The 18,867-nt window shown below is 64.8% G+C and carries 24 protein-coding genes, 1 tRNA gene and 1 pseudogene; 14 read left to right on the plus strand and 12 right to left on the minus strand.

All coding sequences use genetic code 11. The features are described from left to right. Positions 1–394 precede the first annotated feature (394 nt). Positions 395–856 carry a PaaI family thioesterase gene (locus tag C8N38_RS20305; protein ID WP_108028943.1) on the plus strand — a complete coding sequence of 154 codons (462 nt, stop codon included), beginning with the start codon at positions 395–397 and terminating at the stop codon, positions 854–856. Here C8N38_RS20305 and C8N38_RS21260 read toward each other — a convergent pair. Further along, on the minus strand, positions 853–1,266 hold the full coding sequence (locus C8N38_RS21260) for a hypothetical protein (RefSeq protein WP_146176338.1): 414 nt from the start codon (positions 1,264–1,266) through the stop codon (positions 853–855). The two genes, C8N38_RS20305 and C8N38_RS21260, sit on opposite strands and share 4 nt — an antisense overlap. Between C8N38_RS21260 and C8N38_RS20310 the strand changes: the two genes are divergently transcribed. From C8N38_RS20310 to C8N38_RS20330, 6 genes are all read left to right on the plus strand, one after another. Continuing rightward, positions 1,260–1,637, plus strand: a complete 378-nt coding sequence (locus C8N38_RS20310; protein WP_108028944.1) for a nuclear transport factor 2 family protein — start codon at positions 1,260–1,262, stop codon at positions 1,635–1,637. The genes C8N38_RS21260 and C8N38_RS20310 overlap by 7 nt on opposite strands. An 8-nt stretch (positions 1,638–1,645) precedes the next feature. After that, complete coding sequence (locus C8N38_RS20315) at positions 1,646–2,101, plus strand: cupin domain-containing protein (protein ID WP_215731186.1); 456 nt, start codon at positions 1,646–1,648, stop codon at positions 2,099–2,101. Positions 2,102–2,132: 31 nt separating this feature from the next. Then, positions 2,133–2,390, plus strand: coding sequence for a hypothetical protein (locus C8N38_RS21265; protein ID WP_146176339.1), 258 nt, complete (start codon positions 2,133–2,135; stop codon positions 2,388–2,390). Beyond that, complete coding sequence (locus C8N38_RS20320) at positions 2,383–3,633, plus strand: MFS transporter (RefSeq protein ID WP_108028946.1); 1,251 nt, start codon at positions 2,383–2,385, stop codon at positions 3,631–3,633. The genes C8N38_RS21265 and C8N38_RS20320 overlap by 8 nt, the downstream gene beginning before the upstream one ends. A gap of 90 nt (positions 3,634–3,723) precedes the next feature. Next, positions 3,724–4,269, plus strand: a complete 546-nt coding sequence (locus tag C8N38_RS20325; protein WP_108028947.1) for a YbhB/YbcL family Raf kinase inhibitor-like protein — start codon at positions 3,724–3,726, stop codon at positions 4,267–4,269. Positions 4,270–4,288: 19 nt separating this feature from the next. Next, the gene (locus tag C8N38_RS20330; protein ID WP_108028948.1) at positions 4,289–5,164 is read left to right on the plus strand and encodes a PhzF family phenazine biosynthesis protein; all 876 of its coding nucleotides are present in this window, start codon (positions 4,289–4,291) and stop codon (positions 5,162–5,164) included. Here the strand turns inward: C8N38_RS20330 and C8N38_RS20335 are convergent, their stop codons facing one another. Together C8N38_RS20335 and C8N38_RS20340 are read right to left on the minus strand one after the other, a co-directional pair. Then, the gene (locus C8N38_RS20335; protein ID WP_108028949.1) at positions 5,165–5,710 is read right to left on the minus strand and encodes an AAA family ATPase; all 546 of its coding nucleotides are present in this window, start codon (positions 5,708–5,710) and stop codon (positions 5,165–5,167) included. A gap of 28 nt (positions 5,711–5,738) precedes the next feature. Next, on the minus strand, positions 5,739–6,716 hold the full coding sequence (locus C8N38_RS20340; RefSeq protein ID WP_108028950.1) for an alpha/beta fold hydrolase: 978 nt from the start codon (positions 6,714–6,716) through the stop codon (positions 5,739–5,741). A 141-nt stretch (positions 6,717–6,857) separates the two neighbouring features. Here C8N38_RS20340 and C8N38_RS20345 point away from each other — a divergent pair, with 141 nt between their 5' ends. From C8N38_RS20345 to C8N38_RS20355, 3 genes are read left to right on the plus strand one after another with little or no spacing between them, the layout of a single operon-like run. Continuing rightward, positions 6,858–7,376 carry a cupin domain-containing protein gene (locus C8N38_RS20345; RefSeq protein WP_108028951.1) on the plus strand — a complete coding sequence of 173 codons (519 nt, stop codon included), beginning with the start codon at positions 6,858–6,860 and terminating at the stop codon, positions 7,374–7,376. Next, a complete protein-coding gene (locus C8N38_RS20350; protein WP_108028952.1) occupies positions 7,373–7,972 on the plus strand; it encodes a 2-hydroxychromene-2-carboxylate isomerase in 600 nt (199 codons plus the stop codon). The genes C8N38_RS20345 and C8N38_RS20350 overlap by 4 nt, the downstream gene beginning before the upstream one ends. Beyond that, positions 7,966–8,439: a GNAT family N-acetyltransferase gene (locus C8N38_RS20355; RefSeq protein ID WP_108028953.1), complete on the plus strand. Its 474-nt coding sequence runs from the start codon at positions 7,966–7,968 to the stop codon at positions 8,437–8,439. The genes C8N38_RS20350 and C8N38_RS20355 overlap by 7 nt, the downstream gene beginning before the upstream one ends. Here C8N38_RS20355 and C8N38_RS20360 read toward each other — a convergent pair. Beyond that, positions 8,431–8,898, minus strand: a complete 468-nt coding sequence (locus C8N38_RS20360; protein WP_108028954.1) for a GNAT family N-acetyltransferase — start codon at positions 8,896–8,898, stop codon at positions 8,431–8,433. The genes C8N38_RS20355 and C8N38_RS20360 overlap by 9 nt on opposite strands. Next, positions 8,899–9,840: a LysR substrate-binding domain-containing protein gene (locus C8N38_RS20365; RefSeq protein ID WP_108028955.1), complete on the minus strand. Its 942-nt coding sequence runs from the start codon at positions 9,838–9,840 to the stop codon at positions 8,899–8,901. A 141-nt stretch (positions 9,841–9,981) separates the two neighbouring features. Here C8N38_RS20365 and C8N38_RS20370 point away from each other — a divergent pair, with 141 nt between their 5' ends. Then, positions 9,982–10,884 (plus strand): aminotransferase class IV, encoded by a 903-nt coding sequence (locus tag C8N38_RS20370; protein ID WP_108028956.1) that lies wholly within the window; start codon positions 9,982–9,984, stop codon positions 10,882–10,884. Here C8N38_RS20370 and C8N38_RS20375 read toward each other — a convergent pair. Next, positions 10,875–11,615 (minus strand): sulfite exporter TauE/SafE family protein, encoded by a 741-nt coding sequence (locus C8N38_RS20375; RefSeq protein WP_108028957.1) that lies wholly within the window; start codon positions 11,613–11,615, stop codon positions 10,875–10,877. The genes C8N38_RS20370 and C8N38_RS20375 overlap by 10 nt on opposite strands. Before the next feature lie 91 nt (positions 11,616–11,706). On the opposite strand from C8N38_RS20375, the gene C8N38_RS20380 reads away from it, so the two are divergent. Then, positions 11,707–12,471, plus strand: a complete 765-nt coding sequence (locus tag C8N38_RS20380; protein WP_108028958.1) for an AraC family transcriptional regulator — start codon at positions 11,707–11,709, stop codon at positions 12,469–12,471. A 444-nt stretch (positions 12,472–12,915) separates the two neighbouring features. Here C8N38_RS20380 and C8N38_RS20385 read toward each other — a convergent pair whose 3' ends face one another. The 4 genes from C8N38_RS20385 to C8N38_RS20400 all read right to left on the minus strand — a co-directional run bounded on the left by C8N38_RS20385 (position 12,916) and on the right by C8N38_RS20400 (position 16,740). Then, on the minus strand, positions 12,916–14,742 hold the full coding sequence (locus C8N38_RS20385) for a methyl-accepting chemotaxis protein (protein ID WP_146176341.1): 1,827 nt from the start codon (positions 14,740–14,742) through the stop codon (positions 12,916–12,918). 24 nt (positions 14,743–14,766) lie between these two features. Then, positions 14,767–15,345: a hypothetical protein gene (locus C8N38_RS20390; protein WP_108028959.1), complete on the minus strand. Its 579-nt coding sequence runs from the start codon at positions 15,343–15,345 to the stop codon at positions 14,767–14,769. Positions 15,346–15,945: 600 nt separating this feature from the next. After that, positions 15,946–16,461, minus strand: coding sequence for a L,D-transpeptidase family protein (locus C8N38_RS20395; protein ID WP_108028960.1), 516 nt, complete (start codon positions 16,459–16,461; stop codon positions 15,946–15,948). A gap of 12 nt (positions 16,462–16,473) precedes the next feature. Beyond that, positions 16,474–16,740: a hypothetical protein gene (locus C8N38_RS20400; RefSeq protein ID WP_108028961.1), complete on the minus strand. Its 267-nt coding sequence runs from the start codon at positions 16,738–16,740 to the stop codon at positions 16,474–16,476. 231 nt (positions 16,741–16,971) lie between these two features. Here C8N38_RS20400 and C8N38_RS20405 point away from each other — a divergent pair. Continuing rightward, positions 16,972–17,220 (plus strand): annotated as a pseudogene (locus tag C8N38_RS20405) (transposase); the annotation flags it as partial. A 409-nt stretch (positions 17,221–17,629) separates the two neighbouring features. Here the strand turns inward: C8N38_RS20405 and C8N38_RS20415 are convergent. Further along, positions 17,630–17,705: transfer RNA gene (locus tag C8N38_RS20415), tRNA-Trp, on the minus strand. Positions 17,706–17,804: 99 nt separating this feature from the next. Between C8N38_RS20415 and C8N38_RS20420 the strand changes: the two genes are divergently transcribed. Then, on the plus strand, positions 17,805–18,686 hold the full coding sequence (locus tag C8N38_RS20420; RefSeq protein WP_108028962.1) for a hypothetical protein: 882 nt from the start codon (positions 17,805–17,807) through the stop codon (positions 18,684–18,686). Between the two features lie 84 nt (positions 18,687–18,770). Here the strand turns inward: C8N38_RS20420 and C8N38_RS22190 are convergent. Continuing rightward, positions 18,771–18,867 (minus strand): EF-Tu C-terminal domain-related protein (locus C8N38_RS22190; RefSeq protein ID WP_146176322.1); only part of this gene is annotated, 97 nt, incomplete at its 5' end.

Consider the following 18,867-nt stretch of genomic DNA (forward strand, 5'->3'; position numbering starts at 1 on the left):
TCGTCTTGCAGGTCGGCTTCGGAGGTCTGCTCATGCTGCCCGGCTAGCATGCTGGATTCACGAGATGAATCCCCTGGATTTGCGCAACAACGCCCTGCACAGGACTGAGCTTAGGGCCAAGCACGGTGGCCAACCGGTCAGGGCCCTAGGAGCGGGGTTTGCGCCCTAGCCCTCGAACGCGGAAGCCGCGTAATGAAGCTGTCGATGCAGCATCTGCGCCTGTTGGGAAAAGCTCGCGGCGTGCTCCTTTTGGGAGAGACGCCGCCATGCGGGTGTTCGAGGTCCGCACAAGGGTCTGCTCCAATGCCAAACACTCAGTTTGGAATGAGAATTCCTCACAAGATCAGCCCTATGGCTCATGCATACTTCCACTGCCAAGATGTGGAGGAAAAATATGCAGATCGGTGATCCAATTTCCGAGGAAATCATCATTCGAGCGCGCGAAAGCTTTGCACGACAGGAACTTATGGCGCATCTCGGGGCCGAGATAACGGAGGTGCGCGCGGGGCTCGTCAAGTTGCGACTGCCGTTCCGCCAAGAACTCACGCAGCAGCATGGCTACTTCCACGCCGGCGGAACATCGGCCATCGCCGCCAGCGCAGGCGGTTACGCCGGGTTCACACTCTTCCCCGAAGGCAGTTCAGTCCTGACGGTCGAGTTCAAACTGAACCTGATCAGCCCCGCGCAAGGAGATTATCTCGAGGCTGTCGGCCGCGTGATCAAGAACGGTCGCACACTGACCATTTGCCAGCTCGATGTATGGGGCGTTGATGGAGAACGCCGCAAACATGTCGCGACGGGGATGCAAACCCTGATCTGCTTGCATGACACGCCAGACCTGCCCGCTTCGCGCTAGAACAAGTCTTCTCGGCGAATGGCCTGAACAGGATTGAAGATCGGCAGATTTTGGCGATCCAATCCCAGATCTTCCAACGCCGTGTCGCTCAAGCGGTAAAAGGCCCGAAAACGGCGCGGCAGCCGAGCCGCGCGTGATGCGAGACCATCTTTGTCGCGCTCTTGCGTCGGATTTGCCGTGCATCGCGGGTTCATGGTCACCTCCGGTGTCTGCCCCCAGAGAATGCACCCCGTGCCCAGAGGCATGAATTTCGGATCCTTCAGCGGATATTGAGAATTCCTCCCTGTGATCGTCGCCGCGAAATCCTCAGGACCGCCGGAAGATTCCTCAATTGCGAGCAGCCATGCTGCCGCATGAAAGTCAGCCCCGACCGCTAAAGCGGACGGAGAAGGATACCGGAAGAATGACAAGACTTTCCCGCACTGACCTTGAAACCCATGCCAGGCATTGGATCGCCGCCTGGAACGCGCATGACGTGGAGACGGTTCTCGCGCCGTTCGCCGAAGACACCGTCTTCATCAGCCCTCTCGCCAAGCAGGTGGCGGGCGACGCCCAGATCATTGGGAAGGACGCCCTGCGGCAGTACTGGACCGACGCCCTGGCACGCGCGCCCGATCTTCATTTCGAACTGAGCGGAACCGCCGTAGACGAAGAGGCGCAATCCGTGACGGTTTTCTATGTGTCGCGAGCCGGTGGTCGGGTCAGGCATGCCTGCGAACACATGCGGTTTCGCAAGGGCGTCCAGTTTCTGGGCGAAGCCTATTACGGGTCCGAGGAATGACGGGCCCCGTGCGCGCGACCGACGCAAACCATTACCCCTGGGGGAACGGCTGCGACGGCTGGAGACTGGTCGATCGCCCCAAACTTTCGCTGCGCGAAGAGCGCCTGCCGCCCGGCGGTGCCGAAGCACCACATTATCATCGGGTCTCCCGCCAGATCTTCTATGTCCTTGCCGGGGAACTGACGATCAAGGTTCCGGGTCGTATCCTATTGGTCAAGGCGGGAGAGGCCCTGGAAATCCCCCCGGGCTTGGGACATTTGGTGCAGAACAACGGGCCCGAAGACCTGCGCATCCTGCTTGTCTCCGCCCCTGATACGGCCGGCGACCGGTATTCGGTCGAATACCATGCGGACGTCCCGACGGATGTAGCGCACCATCCGATGTATTGGCTCCAGCCCGCCCCTGACAAAATCTCCCGCTCGGTTGAGACGTTCTCAATCGGCGTGGAGGCGGCTCCCGGCTAGCACTTGAGACAAAGAGCGGATGCCAGAAGCCATGAACATCAATGAACTCAGAAAATCCTTGAGCGCCGCCTCTGGCGAGACACCGACACCCGGCCTGTCGGGTCTTCAACGACTTGCACTTCTTTGGGTCACGGCCATCCTGCTGACATTCCTGTCCTTCGTCTCTTATCCTCACCGATCTGGCGAAACGGGCTCCATTCAGGATCACGCCGTGCAAACCGACGAACTTGGGCGGGTATACTCCCTGAGGGACGACTGCTGCATCTGGTCCGGCCACGCGCATGACTGACCCAGCCCAATTGTCCCCGTTGCGCCGCATCGTCTTCGTCTCTCTGCCATTCACCTTCGCCTACCTGCTCTCCGAACTCTTTCGAAATGTGAACGCTGTTCTGGAGCCTCGGCTCACAGCCGAGTTTCAGCTTGAGCCTGCGACCATGGGCATGATGACTTCCGCGTTCCTTGGCGCACTGGCCGGCTCGCAGCTGTTCGTCGGCCAGGCCCTGGACAGGTTCGGGCCGAAACGCGTGCTGGTGGTTACGCTCTTCCTGGCTGTCGTCGCATCCGCGCTCTTCGCCGGGGCGCAAACAGCCCACATGCTCGTCCTGGCGCGTTTCATGATCGGCCTCGGGCTTTCCGCTTGCTGGACCGGCGCCTACAAGGCGAACACCCTGTGGTGGCCGAGGGAGCGCCTGCCCCTGGTAAACGCCATCACGATCGCAGCGGCCGGCCTTGGTTCCCTCGCGGCCACCAGCCCGACTGAATGGCTGCTACGCCAAATCGGCTGGCGCGAAATTTTTCTGGGTCTCGTCGGCGTCACTGCCACCATTGCATTGATCATCGCCGCGGTGGTTCCGCCCCAGACGAGGGAACGAGCCGCACCTGCGGTGCTGGAACCGGCTGTGAAGGGACTGCGTGGTGTCCTCACGCACCCCGCCTTTCTCACCATCGCACCGGCTTCGGCCCTCTGTCAGGGAGCCTGGGTCGCCTATCAGGGGCTCTGGGCCGGGGTCTGGCTGCGCGACGCGATTGATCTCCCGTCGACTGTGGCAGCGAGTATCCTGATGGCGCTCTCCTTTGCCGTCATCCTGGGGCAATTCGGCTTCGGCCTACTCGCCGATCGGATCGCCCGCACCGACCGGCACTTGTTCCACCTGACGTTCGCCCTGACGCTTGGCTTTGTTCTGTGTCAGCTCGCGATTGCCGGTGCAGGCGCGTCCCTGCAGACCATCCTCTGGGCTGGCTACGGGCTGTTCACCGCGGGTCCCATCCTTGCCTACGCGCTTCTGGTCCGGCTGCTACCCGACGCAGTGTCCGGCCGCGCTATCGCCATGCTCAATCTCGGCGCCGTCCTCACCGGTTTCTTGATGCAAGGCGGCATCGGCGCAGGCATCGAGGCTTTGGTTCGGCTTGGGTGGAGCATTTCGTCCGCCCATGTGACGTTCATCGTGCTGGTCGCCGGTCTGCAAGCCATCGCTCTGGCGTGGATGGCTCTGCATCAAGGTCGCGCCCTGGGTCTGGGCGAGGTTCGGTGATCATCTCTACCGGGCCCCTGAAAGCTTCTCAATCGCCGCATCTAACACATTGGAATACCGTCAAATCATGGAAGTCGAGGAGAGGCATTCATGATGATGAACCTAAGCCGTACTGCTCTGTTCTCAATGGCGCTCGCCGCCGCTCCCGTTGTCGCTCACGCGTTCGATCTGGACAGCCACGACCTGCGGGAGGGTGAAACGATCCGCATGGAATTGGTGAATTCGACCATGGGGTGCGAGGGGCTCAACCAATCCCCGCACCTGGTCTGGAATGACCCGCCCGCAGGAACGCAGAGCTTCGCAATTAGGGTCTACGACCCGGACGCCCCGACCGGCAGCGGTTGGTGGCACTGGATCGTTCTGGATATTCCGGCGCACACGCGAGCGATGCTCGCGGGCGCCTCCGGCTACCTGCCCGCCCCTCTGGTCGAGTCCCTGACGGATTTCGGGCAGCCCGGCTATGGCGGCCCCTGCCCGCCTGAGGGCGCAGTCCCTCATCGCTACGAGTTCACCGTCTATGCCATCGACGTGCCGAGCCTGGGGTTGGACGCCAGCGCCATGCCCGCCCTCGCCGGCTACATGATCCACGCGCACAGCCTCGGCAGTGTGACACTGACAGCGCGCTTCGGGCTCTGAAAGCAAGGGCTTACCGACCATGAAGAAACGCATGCTGCAGATCGATGCCTTTTCGGACCGACCCTTGCTGGGCAATCCGGCGGCGGTGGTCTTCGACGCCGACGACTTGTCCACCGAGATCATGCAACGCATCGCACGCGAGATGAACCTCTCCGAGACCGTGTTCCTGCTTCGCCCGACCGGTGATGCGGACTATCGCGCCCGCATTTTTACCCCGGTGCGCGAACTGCCCTTCGCCGGTCATCCGACCATCGCCGCCGCCCATGCGTTTTGCGGCGAGCAAAGCAGAACGCCCCAAAGCCTGATGCAGGAATGCGGCATCGGACTGGTTCCGATCCGCGTCGAAGACGACCTTTACACGATGACGCAGGCAACGCCCCAATTCCGCGATGTGCCGGTCACCAAAGCTGAACTTGCCGGGGCGATCTGCCTTCCGCTCGATATGCTCGCGGACAGCCCGCATCGGATCGTCTCAACGGGGGTTCCATGGCTGTTGCTTGAGCTGCACGACCTCCAGGCACTGGCTGGCCTGCGACCCGACCTCGGCCGGATCGAGCGGATCTGCCATGGGCTCGGCGCGGCAGGGCTCACGGTCTTTGCGGACAGCGGGTCCGGGGCCACGCCGCGCCTGCGTGTACGCACCTTCGCTCCGGGTGAGGGCGTGGCCGAGGATCCTGTTTGTGGGTCTGGCAATGGTGCCATCGCTGCGTGGATCGCCACGCATCGCGACGCGGTGCCTAGGGCTGGTTACCTGTCGGAGCAAGGGGTCGAGATGGGCCGGCGCGGGCTGGTTCACACGGGCTGGGAAACGACAGCCGAAGGGCTGCGCATCACCATCGGCGGGGCCGCCTGTATCGTCCTGCGGGGCGAGTTGGATCTGGGTGACGCGTCCTGATCAGATGGACTGATCCAAAACCTCCAGAACAAAATTGACCCGCGCCTCGACCGTGGCCAAAGGCAGCGGCAACAGGTCATATCCGGCCATGGCATAGGCCTGCTCCATTGCCTCTGCCGTCGCAACCGCCTCGTCGAAATCCTGCCCGCGCTGCGCATCCTGACCGAAGATCTCGGGCCACGGCGGCGCAAGAAAGACCGTCGGGCGATACCGGTAGAGCTCGGCCGCCGCGTGAACATGTGCGGGCGCCTCTCCCAAATAGAGCTGGAGATAACCGATCACATCGGGAATGCCGCGATCGAAGACCACCGGACCGTCGGTCCCCTGCGCCTCGTGCCACGAGCGCATCTCCCATCCGAGCATGAGCTCTGCAAAAAGCTGCCGGTCCTGACCGTGCCACCCTGTCCCGCCGATCCGGGTCTGATCCTGAATGATCGCGCGACCGGCTTCGGGCATTGTTGTGAGACCATGCCGCGCCAGTGCGGACAGAAGCGTCGTCTTGCCCGATCCCGGGCCGCCGGTAATGACGAAAAGTCGGTCGTTCATTTTAATCCTAGTGGAAAGAAACCTGCATTCAGCCTGTCGGAAAGACGATCCGCCCCGGAGCATCCTTGAGCAGTCGACCGGAAAGCAACCATGCGGCGGCAAGCGGCCAGAGCGTCTGTTCAAAACGGGCGTGGAAGAATGCGAAATGCCCGATCTCGGGCACCGCGATATCCGAGGGCGCGATCCGCAGATGGGTTCGATCCGCCCCGGAATAGTAGTCGAGCAATCGTTGCCCCGCAGCTTCGGTGCAGAACGGGTCATCTGTCAACCCGATGGCCAGGAGCCGCGCCCGGGTGGCGCCATGACGCGCTGCAAGGTCTGCTGGGTCCAAAGCGGAGCGAACACTTGTCTCGAACCGCGGCCCCATCCGGCTCCAGTCGCGCACCACGCCGCGCGGCACATCCTCGAGCCATCCAAGCCGTGCCCCGGGAAAATAGCCGAAGAGCCGCGTCGCGGCTGGCATGAAGAAATGCCATTTCAGATACATCGCGCGCCGCTGGCGGGGATCGTAATCGCGCCAGTAGGCGAATTGCGCGCCAACCGTCACGATCCGGTCCAGCCGATCCGAGGTGCGCGCCAACCCCAAAGCGAAGCCGCCGATTGAATGGCCCACGGCGCAGAGCGCACGATCCGGCCAGCGCTTGCCAGCATAGGCAAGCACCGCCTCAGCATCGAGGACGCCCCAATCGACCCATCCCGCCTGCAAATCCTTCACCGGCGTGGAGCGGGACTCACCAATCCCGCGATAATCGAAGGTCAGGACCGTCGCCCCCTGCCCGGACAACCAGGATGCGAACCGTGCGTAATAGCGCGCCTGAACCGCCGTCGCGGCATGAAGCACGACGACAGGACCGGTGTCTGCGTGCCAGATCCCGCCCCTGATCGGATACCCGTCTTCAGCCGCCACCTCGAAGCGTTCGGCGGGCATCGCCGAGGCGGGCCTTTCAGGGTTCGGCCGCGATGGCGGAGCGTCAGGTCTCCAGCGATAAAGCGTTGGTGTCCACATTCGTCTCAGGTCCGACAATACGAGAACAGCTTCCTTTGAAAGGGAAATCACGCCAAATGAGCTTTGCTACGGCTCACCTGAAGCCAATTCAATTGCGGGACCGGTCGGATTGGCGCTCTCTTCTCGCAGGAGGGCACCGAAATGACTCAGGATCACACGCCACGCAGCCCCGTCGTCACGCTCGACGATCTGGACCTCTCGCCACAGAGCTATGGCACCCGCTTTCATGCCGCCATGGCGGCCATCGCCGCCCCACTCGGAGCGACGCATTTGGGGGCGCGGCTGGTGGAGGTTCCGCCTGGCAAAGCGGCCTGGCCGTTCCATGCCCATCACGCCAATGATGAGATGTTCGTCATACTCTCGGGCACCGGCGAGCTGCGGTTCGGCCCCGACCGGTACCCGGTCGCAGCCGGCATGGTAGCGGTCTGTCCTGCGGGCGGCGCCGAAACGGCCCATCAGCTGATCGCAACCGGCACTGAACCTCTGCGATATGTCGCGGTCAGCACCATGCGAGAGCCTGATGTGATGGCCTATCCCGACAGCGGCAAGCTGACAGTCTTCGCGGGCGCCGCGCCCGGCGGTGACAAGGCAAAGCGTCGGGTTGCCAGCTCCTTCCGGACCACGGATGCGGTCGATTACTGGGACGGCGAAGAGCTATGAGCCCCGTCGAGTTCTGGTTCGACTTCTCGTCCGGCTATGCCTTCTTCGCGGCGCAGCGAATTGAGGCCATCGCGGCAGACCTGGGTCGGACCGTGCTCTGGCGACCCTACATGCTGGGCACCGCCTACAAGGTGACAGGGGCACGCGGATTGTCGTCGACGCCACTGAAACGCGACTATGCGCGGCGCGACTGGGCGCGGATCGCACGGCACCAGGGACTGACCTTCCAGCTGCCCGCCGACCATCCCCATGTCGCCCTGGCGGCGACGCGCGCCTTCTACTGGGTTGAAACACAGCACCCTGAACTTGCTGCTGCCTTCGCTAAGAGGGTCTTCACCTTGTATTTCAACGACAGTCTCGACACCGCCTCACCCGAAGCCGTCTCGCGGCTCGCCCCAGAGTTCGGTCTCAAACCCGAAGCCCTTCTGGCCGGCATCGCCAACCCTGCCCTGAAAGAAAAAGTCCGGAAGATCGGCGAAGACGCGGTGGCACGGGGCGTCTTCGGATCTCCCTTCTTCATCGTCGGTGAAGAGCCTTTCTGGGGCTGGGACCGCATGGAGATGATGGCAGAGTGGGTCACGACCGGCGGATGGTGAACGTACGGACGATCCGCCGCCTGTCCGCCGCGGACGCTCCGCGCCTAGCCGATCTGATGACGGCCTATCGGAGAGCCATGGGCGGACCGGCCGAGGCAATGACGCCGGAACAGGCCACACCCCTGATCGAGCGCGCCCTCAGCGAGCCTGATCTGCTGCTTCTCGGAGCGGATCATGGCGGCGCGTTTGCCGGCTTTGCGCTGGCCTTCGACTTGCCCGAGATCATCTCAGGAAGCCGTGCCGGTCAGCTCGACGACCTCTTCGTCATGCCAGAGGCCCGTGGAAGCGGCCTTGCCCGCGCCCTGATTGACCAGTTGACCGAGATCGGTACCGCGCGCGGCTGGACCCATCTGCGCTGGCTGGTGCCGCAGGACAATCTGACGGCGAAACGGTTGTATCTGTCGATCGCCGATCCCGCGCCCTGGGACAGTTTTCGGATCGAGCTGAGCCAAAGCCGCTCAATCTAGGTCGATCCGGTACCGTTTCACCGGATCGAGCGTGGCAATCCGGTCATAGAGCCACTGCGCGACGAAGTTCTCAACGCCGGTTTCCCATTCGATGCGGCGCCAGCCCTGCGCGCGCCCCTCCTGAACCAGTCGCTCGACAAGCCGTTCCGCCAGCCCGTGACGGCGCACGAAAGGTGCGATCCAGAGATCTTCCGGGATCGCGATCTGGGCCGTGCTGAAGCTGTGCTGACGAAGGACCACATGCGCCAGCCCGGCGGCCCGCCCCTGTAGCAGAACCAGCCAGCCAAGAAGTGGCGCGGCTTGATCCATGAGGCGCTGCCAGATGACGGGCATGTCCGCCCGGGCACGATCAGGCGCCGCGAAATGGTCCAGGTTCTCTTGCCAGAGGTCTTCCCATGCCACGCGGTCGTTTTCCTCAAGTCGCCGGATCTCGAGCGCAGCCGCTTCAATACGATTCATTCAATCTGCTCCCGGCTCCAGTTGCCTTTGCGCGAGGCTCCTTTCCCCGGCCGAGGCCTCGACCATCCAGCGGCTCAGGTTGCGCACGCGACGGTTCCTGGCCAGCGCCTCGGGATAGACGAGGAAGTAGCCTCCGCCCGTATGAGCCCAATGTGGAAAGAGCTGCGTCAACCGCCCGGCGCTGACGTCGAAGGCAGCGATCTCCACCCCCGCCAGAGCCACCCCCGCCCCGTCCATGGCCGCGCGCAGTGCGAGCCCGGCGGAATCGACCATCATCACCGCAGCAGGCCGGATCGGCCCGCCCGGCAACGTCGCGTTCCATCGCGCGTAGTTCTCTTTCCGATACTGCGAGAGAAACAGGGTCATGCCCGATATCTGCGCCCGCATTTCGTCGGGGTCATCCTTGGCCAGGGGTGGCGCGCCGAACAGGCTCACGGTTTCTTCGAACAGCAGGTCCGCCTGCAACCCATCCCATTGGCCCTGCCCGTGCCGCACCGCCGCATCGGCCACTCCGGCAGACAGGTCCACAGCCTCCTGTGTCGTAGATATCAGCAGATCGAAACCGTTGCGCTCGAACGGGTAGCGCGTGAGCCGGGGTGAGAACCAATGGGCCGCGAAAGTCGGCAGCATCGACAGCCGCAAGGGGCCGGCGCTGCGGTCTTGCCTGAGGCCGCCGACCGCTTCGATGATCCGGGAAAACCCCTCGCTCAGATCGGGCGCGAGTCTTGCTCCGGCCTCTGTCAGTTCGAGCGCCGGGCCGACCCGTCGCATCAATGTCAGGCCGAGCGCATCCTCAAGCCCGCGCAACTGGTGGCTGACGGCCGATGGCGTTACGCCAAGTTCCAGCGCCGCCTCTTTGATCGAGAGATGGCGCGCCGCAGCCTCGAAGGCTCGCAGGGCATTCAGGGGCACATTCAGCCGAAAGGGGACTTGTTTATCCATAGATCCTCACAAACCGACTATCGCCGATAACCGGCACCACGCGAACGACGCTTTCTCATCAGCGCCTGAAAACAGCTCACTCGCCTGCGCGGCTCCTGAGCCTGAAGATCGTCCCACCATCCGCGAACTGGGAGATCCCGAATGCTGACCGAAGCCGTGAAGGTCCCGCTCGTCGATACGACGAGCCCCGTCTGGTTCGACGGGACGCTTCTGCCGTCCGGTGAGGCGACGCTGCATGTTCTGACACACTCTCTGCACAACGGCGGCGCGGTCTTCGAAGGAATCCGCGCCTATGACGGTCGCCTGTTTCTGGGTGAGGAGCATTTCCGGCGCCTGCAGCGCTCGGCCGAACTTCTCGGCTACACGCTGCCATGGCTGGTCGATGATCTTCACGCTGCGGCCGAGGCCGTGCTTTGGGCTGGCGGCCTGAAGGACGCCTATGTGCGGCCGATCGCCTGGCGCGGCAGCGAAAGCGTCACAGTTTCCGCACAGGGGTGCCGGATCCATACCGCCATCGCGGCCTGGGACTGGCCGGTGGAGACCGCTCTTGGAGACGGGACCGCTGGGTTGCGCCTGGTTCTGTCGGATTGGCGGCGCCCCGCGCCCGATACGGCGCCGACGGCGTCGAAATGCTCGGGGCTCTACATGACCGGAACCTTGTCTCGGGCCGCAGCCGCCCGTAGCGGACATGACGATGCCCTCATGCTGGATATGGCAGGCCATGTCGCCGAAACCACGGTGACGAACATCGTCCTCGTCCGGAATGGCAGGCTTCTGTCTCCCCTTCCCACATGCTTTCTCGACAGCCTGACCAAGCGCCATGTCTTCGACCTTGCGCGTGGCCTCGGCCTGTCGGTTCATGAAGGAACCGTCAGCCTCGACGATCTGGATGCAGCCTACGAGGTCTTCGCCACGGGCACGTCGGTCGAGCTTCGCCCCGTAGTCTCGCTGGACCGCCCCGGCAAGCACAGCACATGGCCTTTGGGGCCAATCACCACGGCCCTGCGCGCGGCGTTCCGCGCCTCGACCCGGGCTCACGCGTAGTGCCAGACCAGCAACAGGCCGAGGCAGACGATCGCGGCGCGCAGGAGTTGCGGCTTCACCCGGCGAGCCAGCCGGCCACCGATGACACCCCCCGCCGCCGCCCCCAGAAAAACCAAGGCGGCCGGCCCCCAGGCGACCGCCCCGCCAAAGGCGAAGATCAGGACGGCGATACTGGTCGCAAGCGTTGCCAGAGCATTCTTGACCACGTTCAGCCGCTTCAGATCGTCGTCCCCCGTCACGGTCAGCAGCGCCAGCAGCAGCACCCCCAGCCCCGCCCCAAAGTAACCACCATAAAGGGCCACGATCCCCTCGGCGCACGCGGCGCTGACTGGCCCGATCGACACCCCGCGCCGGGCGAGCCAGCGGTTGAGCATGGACCCTGCCGCAAACAGCAGCGTCGCGAAGAGCAGCAGCCAGGGGACCAATTGCCGGAACAGTGCATCTCCCGACAGCAGCAACAGCCCGGCTCCCGCCGCCGACGCCAGCGCAAACACCGCGAGCCGCCCGGGCCGCGCCATCAGTTCCTGCCGCAGCACCGCGCCTTCGCCGATCAGACTGGCCGCATGGCCGGGCCAGATCGCCACTGCGCTGGTCGCGCCCGCCGTAACCGGCGGCAGCCCCACGGCCAGCAGCGCCGGGAAGGTAAAGAAGGTGCCGCCGCCCGCGATCGCATTGCATAACCCGCCGAGCAGCCCCGCGCCCGCGAGCAGCGCCATTGTCGTCATATCCATCCGGTCCTCCGCTCCGCCTCCACGCGATCCTGACGGAGGGGCTGGAAAAATGTGTCGCCCCGGTGCCAGATGATACCCCGGAGGTGCCAGCATGCAGCGCGATGAGATCGGAGGATTTGCCGAGGATGGAAGTCCGGTGATCGGCAGGATCACGAGCTTCACACCCGGCACCATGCCGGAGGCGCATGCGCATTGGCGCGGACAACTCGCCTGGTGCCCGGACCGACCGGTGACGGTCGAGACAGAACTCAGGCTGCATCTTATCTCTTCCGGCATGGCGATCTGGCTTCCACCGAAGCACCGCCACCGCATCCGGGCTGAGGGCGCGCGGAAATCGGTCAATCTCTACACCCGGCCCGCCACGGCACCGCTGCCCAAGTCCCCCACATGTTTCCCTCTCGAAGCGCTGGAGGCCGAACTTCTCCGCACTCTCGCAGGGTCCAGCCGTGCCGACCGGCAAGAGCCCGCTTTCGCCCGGCTGACGGCCGTGCTGTGGGACCGGCTTGCGCGCCCCGCCCCTGCGCCCATGTTGCCTCTGCCTGCCGACCCGCGCCTGCGTCGGATCGCGCTGGCACATCTCGATGGGGCCGACCATTCGCTCGACCACTGGGCCGCGGCACTGGCGCTGTCGCGGCGCAGCCTGCAACGGCTCGTCCGTCGCGACACCGGGCAAAGCTGGGCCACCTGGACGCGAGACCTTCGGTTGGCACGCGCAATTGCCCCGTTGATGGCCGGCAAAAGCGTGCAGCATGCAGCCCATGCCGCCGGCTACGCCACCGCGAGCGGCTTCGTGGCCGCCTTTCATGCCGCCCGTGGGATCACGCCAGGTCAGTTGCAGCGTCGGATGGAGATCTGAGGTCTTCCCACGCGCCGCTCCGTCAGCACTCGCAGGGCGAACCCGATCAAGACACTGCCGGTAACCCCGTCGAGCAGCCGAGGCAGGCGGGTCCCGTTTATCCTCCGGAGGACTTGTGCATTGCCAGGACCTGCCGGCACGCATCCCCCGGGGGCGGATCCTCGAAAGGAATGAAGGTCAGCCAACGAGGTTTCGGGATTACTGCTGGCGGATGTGCCAGGCGCGGGAGCGAACGATTTTGAGGACGTTCTCGCCTTTCAGGCCTTGGACGTTCTCGGCTCTGGTCTGGACATTGGCGACGAGGTTCGGGCTGAGCGGGACCGGCAGCCCTGCCAGCGATGCTCCAGCGAGACGCTGGACAGATCGAGATCAAATGCGCGTGCCTCTAGAAGGTGGCGATTGCGCTTCACTGCGTGCGGAGTCTGTTGCCCGACACTGGACGTGTCAGAAGTCCTGCCAGCCCGCGTCGTTAGCCGCACGTTTCCTGGATTCGCCTGTGGCGGGTGCGTCCCGGACGACGGGCGGAGGAATTTCCCTACGGGACACGGCCAGGGAGGCTGACGCTCTGACCGCTCCGTTGCGCAACCGGAACCGCGCCACCTGGGATTGAAGGGCCTGGGACTCCTGCTTGAGCGTGGTAGCTGCCGCGTTCGCCTCTTCGACCATGGCGGCGTTCTGCTGGGTGACCTTGTCCAGTTCGTTGATCCCGACATTGATCTCGCCAAGCCCCACCGACTGTTCCTGCGCGCCGGTCGCGATGTCGCCGATCAGCGCCGCGATGTTGCTGACGCGCTCGACGATGTCGGTCAGCGCCTCACCGGTCTGGTTGACCAGAGACACCCCCGACTCCACATGCTCGGAACTGGTCGAAATGAGCGTCTTGATCTCTTTCGCGGCCTCGGAGGATCGCTGGGCCAGCGCCCGAACCTCGGAGGCTACCACGGCAAAACCCCGTCCCGCCTCGCCCGCGCGCGCCGCCTCGACGCCCGCGTTCAGGGCCAGAAGGTTCGTCTGGAACGCGATGTCGTCGATCACGCCGATGATCTGGTTGATCCCGTCGGAGGATTTCTTGATCTCCGACATTGCGCCGATCGCTTCCTTGACCACGAGGCCCGACTGTTCGGCATTGCCGCGCGCCTCGCGCACCACGTTTTCGACCTGGGCCGCGCCGTCGGCGGCGGCGCGCACGCTGGCGGTCATCTCGTCCATGGCGGCGGCGGTCTCTTCCAGCGTGGCGGCCTGGTTCTCGGTTCGGCGCGACAGGTCGTCGGAGGCGCCGCTGATCTCTTCGGCGCGGGTGGTGATTTCGGTCGCATTCTCGACGACCGCGCCCATCAGCGCGTTCAGGGTCTGTACGGTAGCGTTGTAGTCGACGCGCAGCTGGTCGCGGCTGCCGGCGAATTCGCGCTCGATCACGAAGGTAAGATCGCCCGAGGCCAGCGCCGTCAGACCGCGCCCCAGAAGTTCGACCGCCTGTTCCTGATCGGCGACGTCAACCTCGCGCTCGGCCTCGGCATGCCTGGCGTCGAGCAGCTTGCCACGAAGCGATTCAAGACTGCGCGCGATGACGCCGATCTCGTCCTTGCGTGCGGTATCGGGCACCTGGCGGTCGAGCGTGCCATCCGCGACCAGGGCCATCGCCTCGCTAACCTCGTCGAGCGGACGGCCGATCATCCGGCGCAGCAGGATCGTCGCGCCGACGACAAGCAGGACGAACAGCACCGCGATCAGCGCCATGGCCGGACCCGTATCCGCCAGGAAATGACCGATCAGCGCCTCTTGCGACCAGACCGCCGCGACCACGCCGACGACGCGGCCACTTTTGCCGTAATGCACCGGCTCGGCAATCGTCAGGCCATCGTCGGAATAGGCGGTGGTGCCGGTCTCGATCGCGCGGTCGATCTGGCGCTGAAGCTCGGCCTGATCCGTCGCGCTGCCGCCGCCTTCGGCCAGAATGGTTCCGTCGGCGGCAGAGACCTGCACCCGGACCAGTTCTTCGCCGGCACCCCCCACGTATTTCGCCAGTTCCGCCTGGATCTGGACCTCGTTTCGAAAGGCGATATGGCCACCGAGGGTCTCGGCGCTGCCCTTGGTCATCTCGGTCATCAACCTGTCGACAGACTTGTCGACGAGTTGCAGCGTCGATCGCACCGACAGAGCGGTCAGAAGCACCGCGACGATGATGGTCGTCAGTGCGATCAGCCCGGCGATCCGTACGAAAACCGAGGAACCGAACGACTTCGTCCGGGAGGTCTGAGAGGTGGATTGCACGGTCGCTCTCCTTGGCGGAACAGGTCAGAGGAACTCTTCGGCATCGACGGCGACGGTCATCGCACCGATGGGAGTTCCGGTTTCGGGGTCGACGAGCGTGAACGAGATCTGGCCCTGATATTTCAGGAACGAGTCGTCGAATTCGACCTCGCCGAAATTCATGGCGTCCGGGCCGACACCATAGGTTTCCTGGTATTTCGCCTCGTCGCCCTGCCAGTAGTCGGACGGGACACTCGACGTCGCCACGTTGAGCCCGCGCGCATCCATCACGATGATCTCGGTCACCGCGCCCTTCATCGCCATCACCTGAGCACGCAGCATGTCGGACACCTGACTGCGCGTGACCGAGTCGATCAGCGGTGCCGAAACGGTCCCGATCTCGCCAACCCATTGCTTGTCGAGCCGGTCGATATCATCCTGGGTCAGATCGGCCGTCTGCAGATTTTGGGCGGCCACCGCGTCGAGGATCTGCTGCGACCGGGCCCAGGGCAGGATCGAGTCCTGATAGAAGGCTTTCATCTGGTCATCGAAGTCGCCGGCCAGGGCGACCCCACCGTCGCCGACCCACAGAAGCGCTAGGACGGCGGTGCGAAGGATTAGCATCGTGATCCTCATTCCATTCAGGCGCTTTGCCGGGCCCAAGGGCGAGGCAAACGCTTGTCAAAGCGTTATCCGACAATCGCTGCGCGTTTGTTAATCGGCCTCAGGTCAAAGACCTGCGCGAGACGCGGCAATCTCGTCTGCCAGACCGAAGATCGGATACCGTCACGAAACACCCGAAACGCCCTGGAAACCACGTAACACTCTGCCGTATATGAACTTCCCCCCTCCGCGACCGTCGAAAGAGGCGCTGCCGCGCCTGCGGCGGCGTTCCGGCCGGGCCGGCAGCACGGCTTCGAAACTGCCTCGAATTCGACCGATATCGCGTGCCCCTCAGGGAGAAGAGCGGGGCACCTCCGTCTCTCGCGGTGGGTGATTAGAGGGCGTCCCGGGCAAAACTGCGTCCGGCTTGAAGACGATTTTGGGAAAGTTTGCGGCATTTTTCATGCGGGCTGACCCGCCGTTCCCAGACCCCACAGGCCCGGCGATCTGCCCCAAGATCCAGCGGATCGGCAGGCGTGCCTGTGCGGACCGCCCCGGCAGAAGGTCAAGCGCGTTCAGGCACCCCGATGTCGGGGGCGCCCATCCGGCCGCTTGTGACCGTCAGCCTCCCCGGCGGAAACAAAGCCGGGTATCGGCGTCGATCCGCGACAGAAGCTCCAGCAGGTCGTGACGGGCCAGGGCGGCACAGCCCGCGGTCGGGCCATAGCCCGGCCTTGCGACATGGAGGAAGATCGCGCTGCCCGCGCCCGCCACCACCGGATCATCATTGAATCCCAGCACGCCGACGATGTCGTAAAGCCGATCCTCACGCCAGAGCGCCTCGTGGCTTGCCGGAAACGGCAGCCTGACCGGACGGTTGTAGTCCGGGTGATCCGGGGCGTCGCACCAGCCGTCCGCGGGATCGATCGCCATGCAGGGCAAGCGCGTTGCCGGAGGAACCGCGACCCTGTCGGCGCGATAGAGGATGCGGCGGATCGGCCAGCAGCCCTCGGGGCTGATATGGTCTCCCTCCCCGCGTTTCGTGTCGATACCGCTGCGCCCGACGGCACAGCGCCAGCGGCGGTCGCCGAAACTTGCCTCCCAGCCGTCCCCGGCTGCGGAAATGACGATGTCCAAGGCGGGTCTCCTTCAGGTGTCGAGCGGAAAACGGCAAGCGACGGTCCCGATGCCGCGGGTTTCGGGCGGGGGCGTCTCGCCCATGCCGACAATGCTGGCAGATTGACAGCGGCTGTGGAAGCGGCTGCCCGGACGCAGTTCCACCGGGCTCTGAACAAAGCCGGACAGGATTGCCGGAACGCGGTCGCGCAACGCCGCGTCGGGGCATTCAACGCCGGTCAGAAGGTCATCACGCACTTCCACGGAGATCGTCAGGGATGCTTGCCCAAGCGAATACACAGAGGGCCGCCGTCTGTGTCCGCAGAACGTCCCGGACAAAGCCCGGTGCCGCCGTTCTGGCAGGACTCGATAGCCTCGGGGGCGATGAAACCTTGTCCCCCCTTTTGGCAGGGTCGGACAAACCGGGCACGAAAGAATGTCATACAACAGAACTCCGGGAGATTGCCTGGCAGGGCGGAGGTCGGCCGGTTTCCTCAGGCGTTCAGTCCCGGCATCCGGTGAATCGGGGTCCCGACCCGGCATCGCACCAGGTTGCAGAGCATCCATCCGATCGAACGGCTGAACGGCGAGATCAAACGGCGGAGGGGTGCCATCGGTATCTTTCCCAACGAAGCTTCGATTCGGCGCCTCGTCGGCGCGATCCGGATGGAGCAGACCGAGGATTGGACGGTGCAGCGCGCCAGATGCACGACGCCGGAAACCCGCGCGCCTCTCTGCGATGATCTCAGTCGCAGACTGTCTGCAGCAAAGAGAGACTGACCGGCTCGACCCACTTGAAAGCGCGAGGCACACGGTCAGCTACACCACGCGCCGGGTCCTATTCTCTTTCTGCCGACGCAGGCCGGAACCGCTCATGCCGAAAGCGGCTTCGGGAACCGGTTCGAGACAGAAATCGATGTTCCCTCGGGAGATGTTCACGGGCTCCGAAAAGCGGGCGCGACCCGTCTTGCAGAGCACGGCGCGACCGAATGGGAGATCGCGGTCGTCCTCGCGCACGAGAACACGCGGATGGCGGCGGTCTATGTCCGGAAAGCATCTCGGACGAAGCTCGGCACCGCCGCGCTGGCGCGACTCGACGACCGCAAAAGCGACAAAGGCGTGTCCAACCTTTCCGAAAGGTTGGACAAATCCGCTCGAAAGACACGCCATAACTCGTTGGAAAGCGGCCTGGCAGGGGCGGAGGGACTCGAACCCCCGGCCCTCGGTTTTGGAGACCGATGCTCTACCAACTGAGCTACACCCCTAGGCCGTGCGCCCGATTAAGATATGCGGCGGGCGGAATCAAGGGTGCTTTTCACCTCGCGCGCTGGTTTCGGGTCCGGGGCAATGCTAGGGCTTGCGACATGGCCCCCGCCGATCCGCCCTCCGCCCCGCGCGACCGCCCGGCCAAGATCCCGGATCGGACCCGCGCTCTTTTCGACAGCGCGCCCTGGACTGGCCCCGACATCAGAGAGACCGCCACGTCCCTCGAGGTCCCGACGATGCTGTCGCCGGCCGAACAGGCCTTCTATTTCTGGCTGGCACGGGACTGGGCCCGGGATGCCGGGGCCATCGTCGATCTTGGATGCTTCGCCGGAGGCTCGACCGCCCGGCTGGCCGAGGGGCGGCGACAGGCGGGCCATCGCGGCCCTGTGCTGGCCTATGACCGCTTCACCGCCACGCCCGAAGTCAAGGCGAAGGTGCTTTATGCCGCAGGTATCACGCCCTTCGAGGGCGCGGACCTCCTGCCGCTTGTCCGGCAGCTGCTGGCGCGCTGGCCCGTGACGCTGGTGCCGGGCGAGATCCGATCGGCGGTCTGGCCAGGCGGGCCGATCGAGATCCTGACGATCGATGCGGCCAAGGCCACCGACACCGCCGACGCGATTGCCGGGACCTTCTTTCCCGCGCTTCTGCCGGGCAGCGCGGTGGTGGTGCAGCAGGATTACTTTCACTGGCGCCAGCCCTGGATCGCCGCGCAGATGGAGGCGCTGGCGGGCTGTTTCGCGCCGCTGACGGCAGGCCCCGGCACCACGGCGGCCTTCCTCTGCCTGCGCCCGCCCACGCCCGCCGACTTGGCCCGCGCGGCCTGCCATGGCGCAAGTGACGCCGAACTGGCCGGCCGCCTGACCGCCGCCCGGGCACGGTTCGCGCGGTTCGGCTGCGAAGAGCGGTTCGACCGGCTCGACCGTGCCGTGGCGGCCAATCCCGGCCAGCGCATTGCCTGGCGCATGCGCCGCCCCGACTAGGCCCGGCGACCGGCCCGCGCCCCTCTCGAAACGAAAAAGGGCCGCCCCGAAGGACGGCCCCGGCTCGCGCTCAGGCGAGACAGATCACTTGATGATCTTGGAGACGACGCCGGCGCCGACGGTGCGGCCGCCTTCGCGGATGGCGAAGCGGAGCTTCTCTTCCATCGCGATCGGCGCGATC

The organism is Rhodovulum kholense, assembly GCF_003053725.1.
Taxonomy (GTDB): Bacteria; Pseudomonadota; Alphaproteobacteria; order Rhodobacterales; family Rhodobacteraceae; genus Rhodovulum; species Rhodovulum kholense.

Excerpts from the sequence above, each read along its gene's own strand:
- C8N38_RS20355 (WP_108028953.1), top strand. The coding sequence starts at position 7,966 with ATGGTGAACGTACGGACGATCCGCCGCCTGTCCGCCGCGGACGCTCCG.
- C8N38_RS20335 (WP_108028949.1), bottom strand. The coding sequence starts at position 5,710 with ATGAACGACCGACTTTTCGTCATTACCGGCGGCCCGGGATCGGGCAAG.
- C8N38_RS20360 (WP_108028954.1), bottom strand. The coding sequence starts at position 8,898 with ATGAATCGTATTGAAGCGGCTGCGCTCGAGATCCGGCGACTTGAGGAA.
- C8N38_RS20380 (WP_108028958.1), top strand. The coding sequence starts at position 11,707 with ATGCAGCGCGATGAGATCGGAGGATTTGCCGAGGATGGAAGTCCGGTG.
- C8N38_RS20330 (WP_108028948.1), top strand. The coding sequence starts at position 4,289 with ATGAAGAAACGCATGCTGCAGATCGATGCCTTTTCGGACCGACCCTTG.
- C8N38_RS20350 (WP_108028952.1), top strand. The coding sequence starts at position 7,373 with ATGAGCCCCGTCGAGTTCTGGTTCGACTTCTCGTCCGGCTATGCCTTC.
- C8N38_RS20320 (WP_108028946.1), top strand. The coding sequence starts at position 2,383 with ATGACTGACCCAGCCCAATTGTCCCCGTTGCGCCGCATCGTCTTCGTC.
- C8N38_RS21265 (WP_146176339.1), top strand. The coding sequence starts at position 2,133 with ATGAACATCAATGAACTCAGAAAATCCTTGAGCGCCGCCTCTGGCGAG.
- C8N38_RS20365 (WP_108028955.1), bottom strand. The coding sequence starts at position 9,840 with ATGGATAAACAAGTCCCCTTTCGGCTGAATGTGCCCCTGAATGCCCTG.
- C8N38_RS20305 (WP_108028943.1), top strand. The coding sequence starts at position 395 with ATGCAGATCGGTGATCCAATTTCCGAGGAAATCATCATTCGAGCGCGC.
- C8N38_RS20370 (WP_108028956.1), top strand. The coding sequence starts at position 9,982 with ATGCTGACCGAAGCCGTGAAGGTCCCGCTCGTCGATACGACGAGCCCC.
- C8N38_RS20420 (WP_108028962.1), top strand. The coding sequence starts at position 17,805 with ATGGCCCCCGCCGATCCGCCCTCCGCCCCGCGCGACCGCCCGGCCAAG.
- C8N38_RS20325 (WP_108028947.1), top strand. The coding sequence starts at position 3,724 with ATGATGATGAACCTAAGCCGTACTGCTCTGTTCTCAATGGCGCTCGCC.
- C8N38_RS20345 (WP_108028951.1), top strand. The coding sequence starts at position 6,858 with ATGACTCAGGATCACACGCCACGCAGCCCCGTCGTCACGCTCGACGAT.
- C8N38_RS20375 (WP_108028957.1), bottom strand. The coding sequence starts at position 11,615 with ATGGATATGACGACAATGGCGCTGCTCGCGGGCGCGGGGCTGCTCGGC.
- C8N38_RS20390 (WP_108028959.1), bottom strand. The coding sequence starts at position 15,345 with ATGCTAATCCTTCGCACCGCCGTCCTAGCGCTTCTGTGGGTCGGCGAC.
- C8N38_RS20340 (WP_108028950.1), bottom strand. The coding sequence starts at position 6,716 with ATGTGGACACCAACGCTTTATCGCTGGAGACCTGACGCTCCGCCATCG.
- C8N38_RS20310 (WP_108028944.1), top strand. The coding sequence starts at position 1,260 with ATGACAAGACTTTCCCGCACTGACCTTGAAACCCATGCCAGGCATTGG.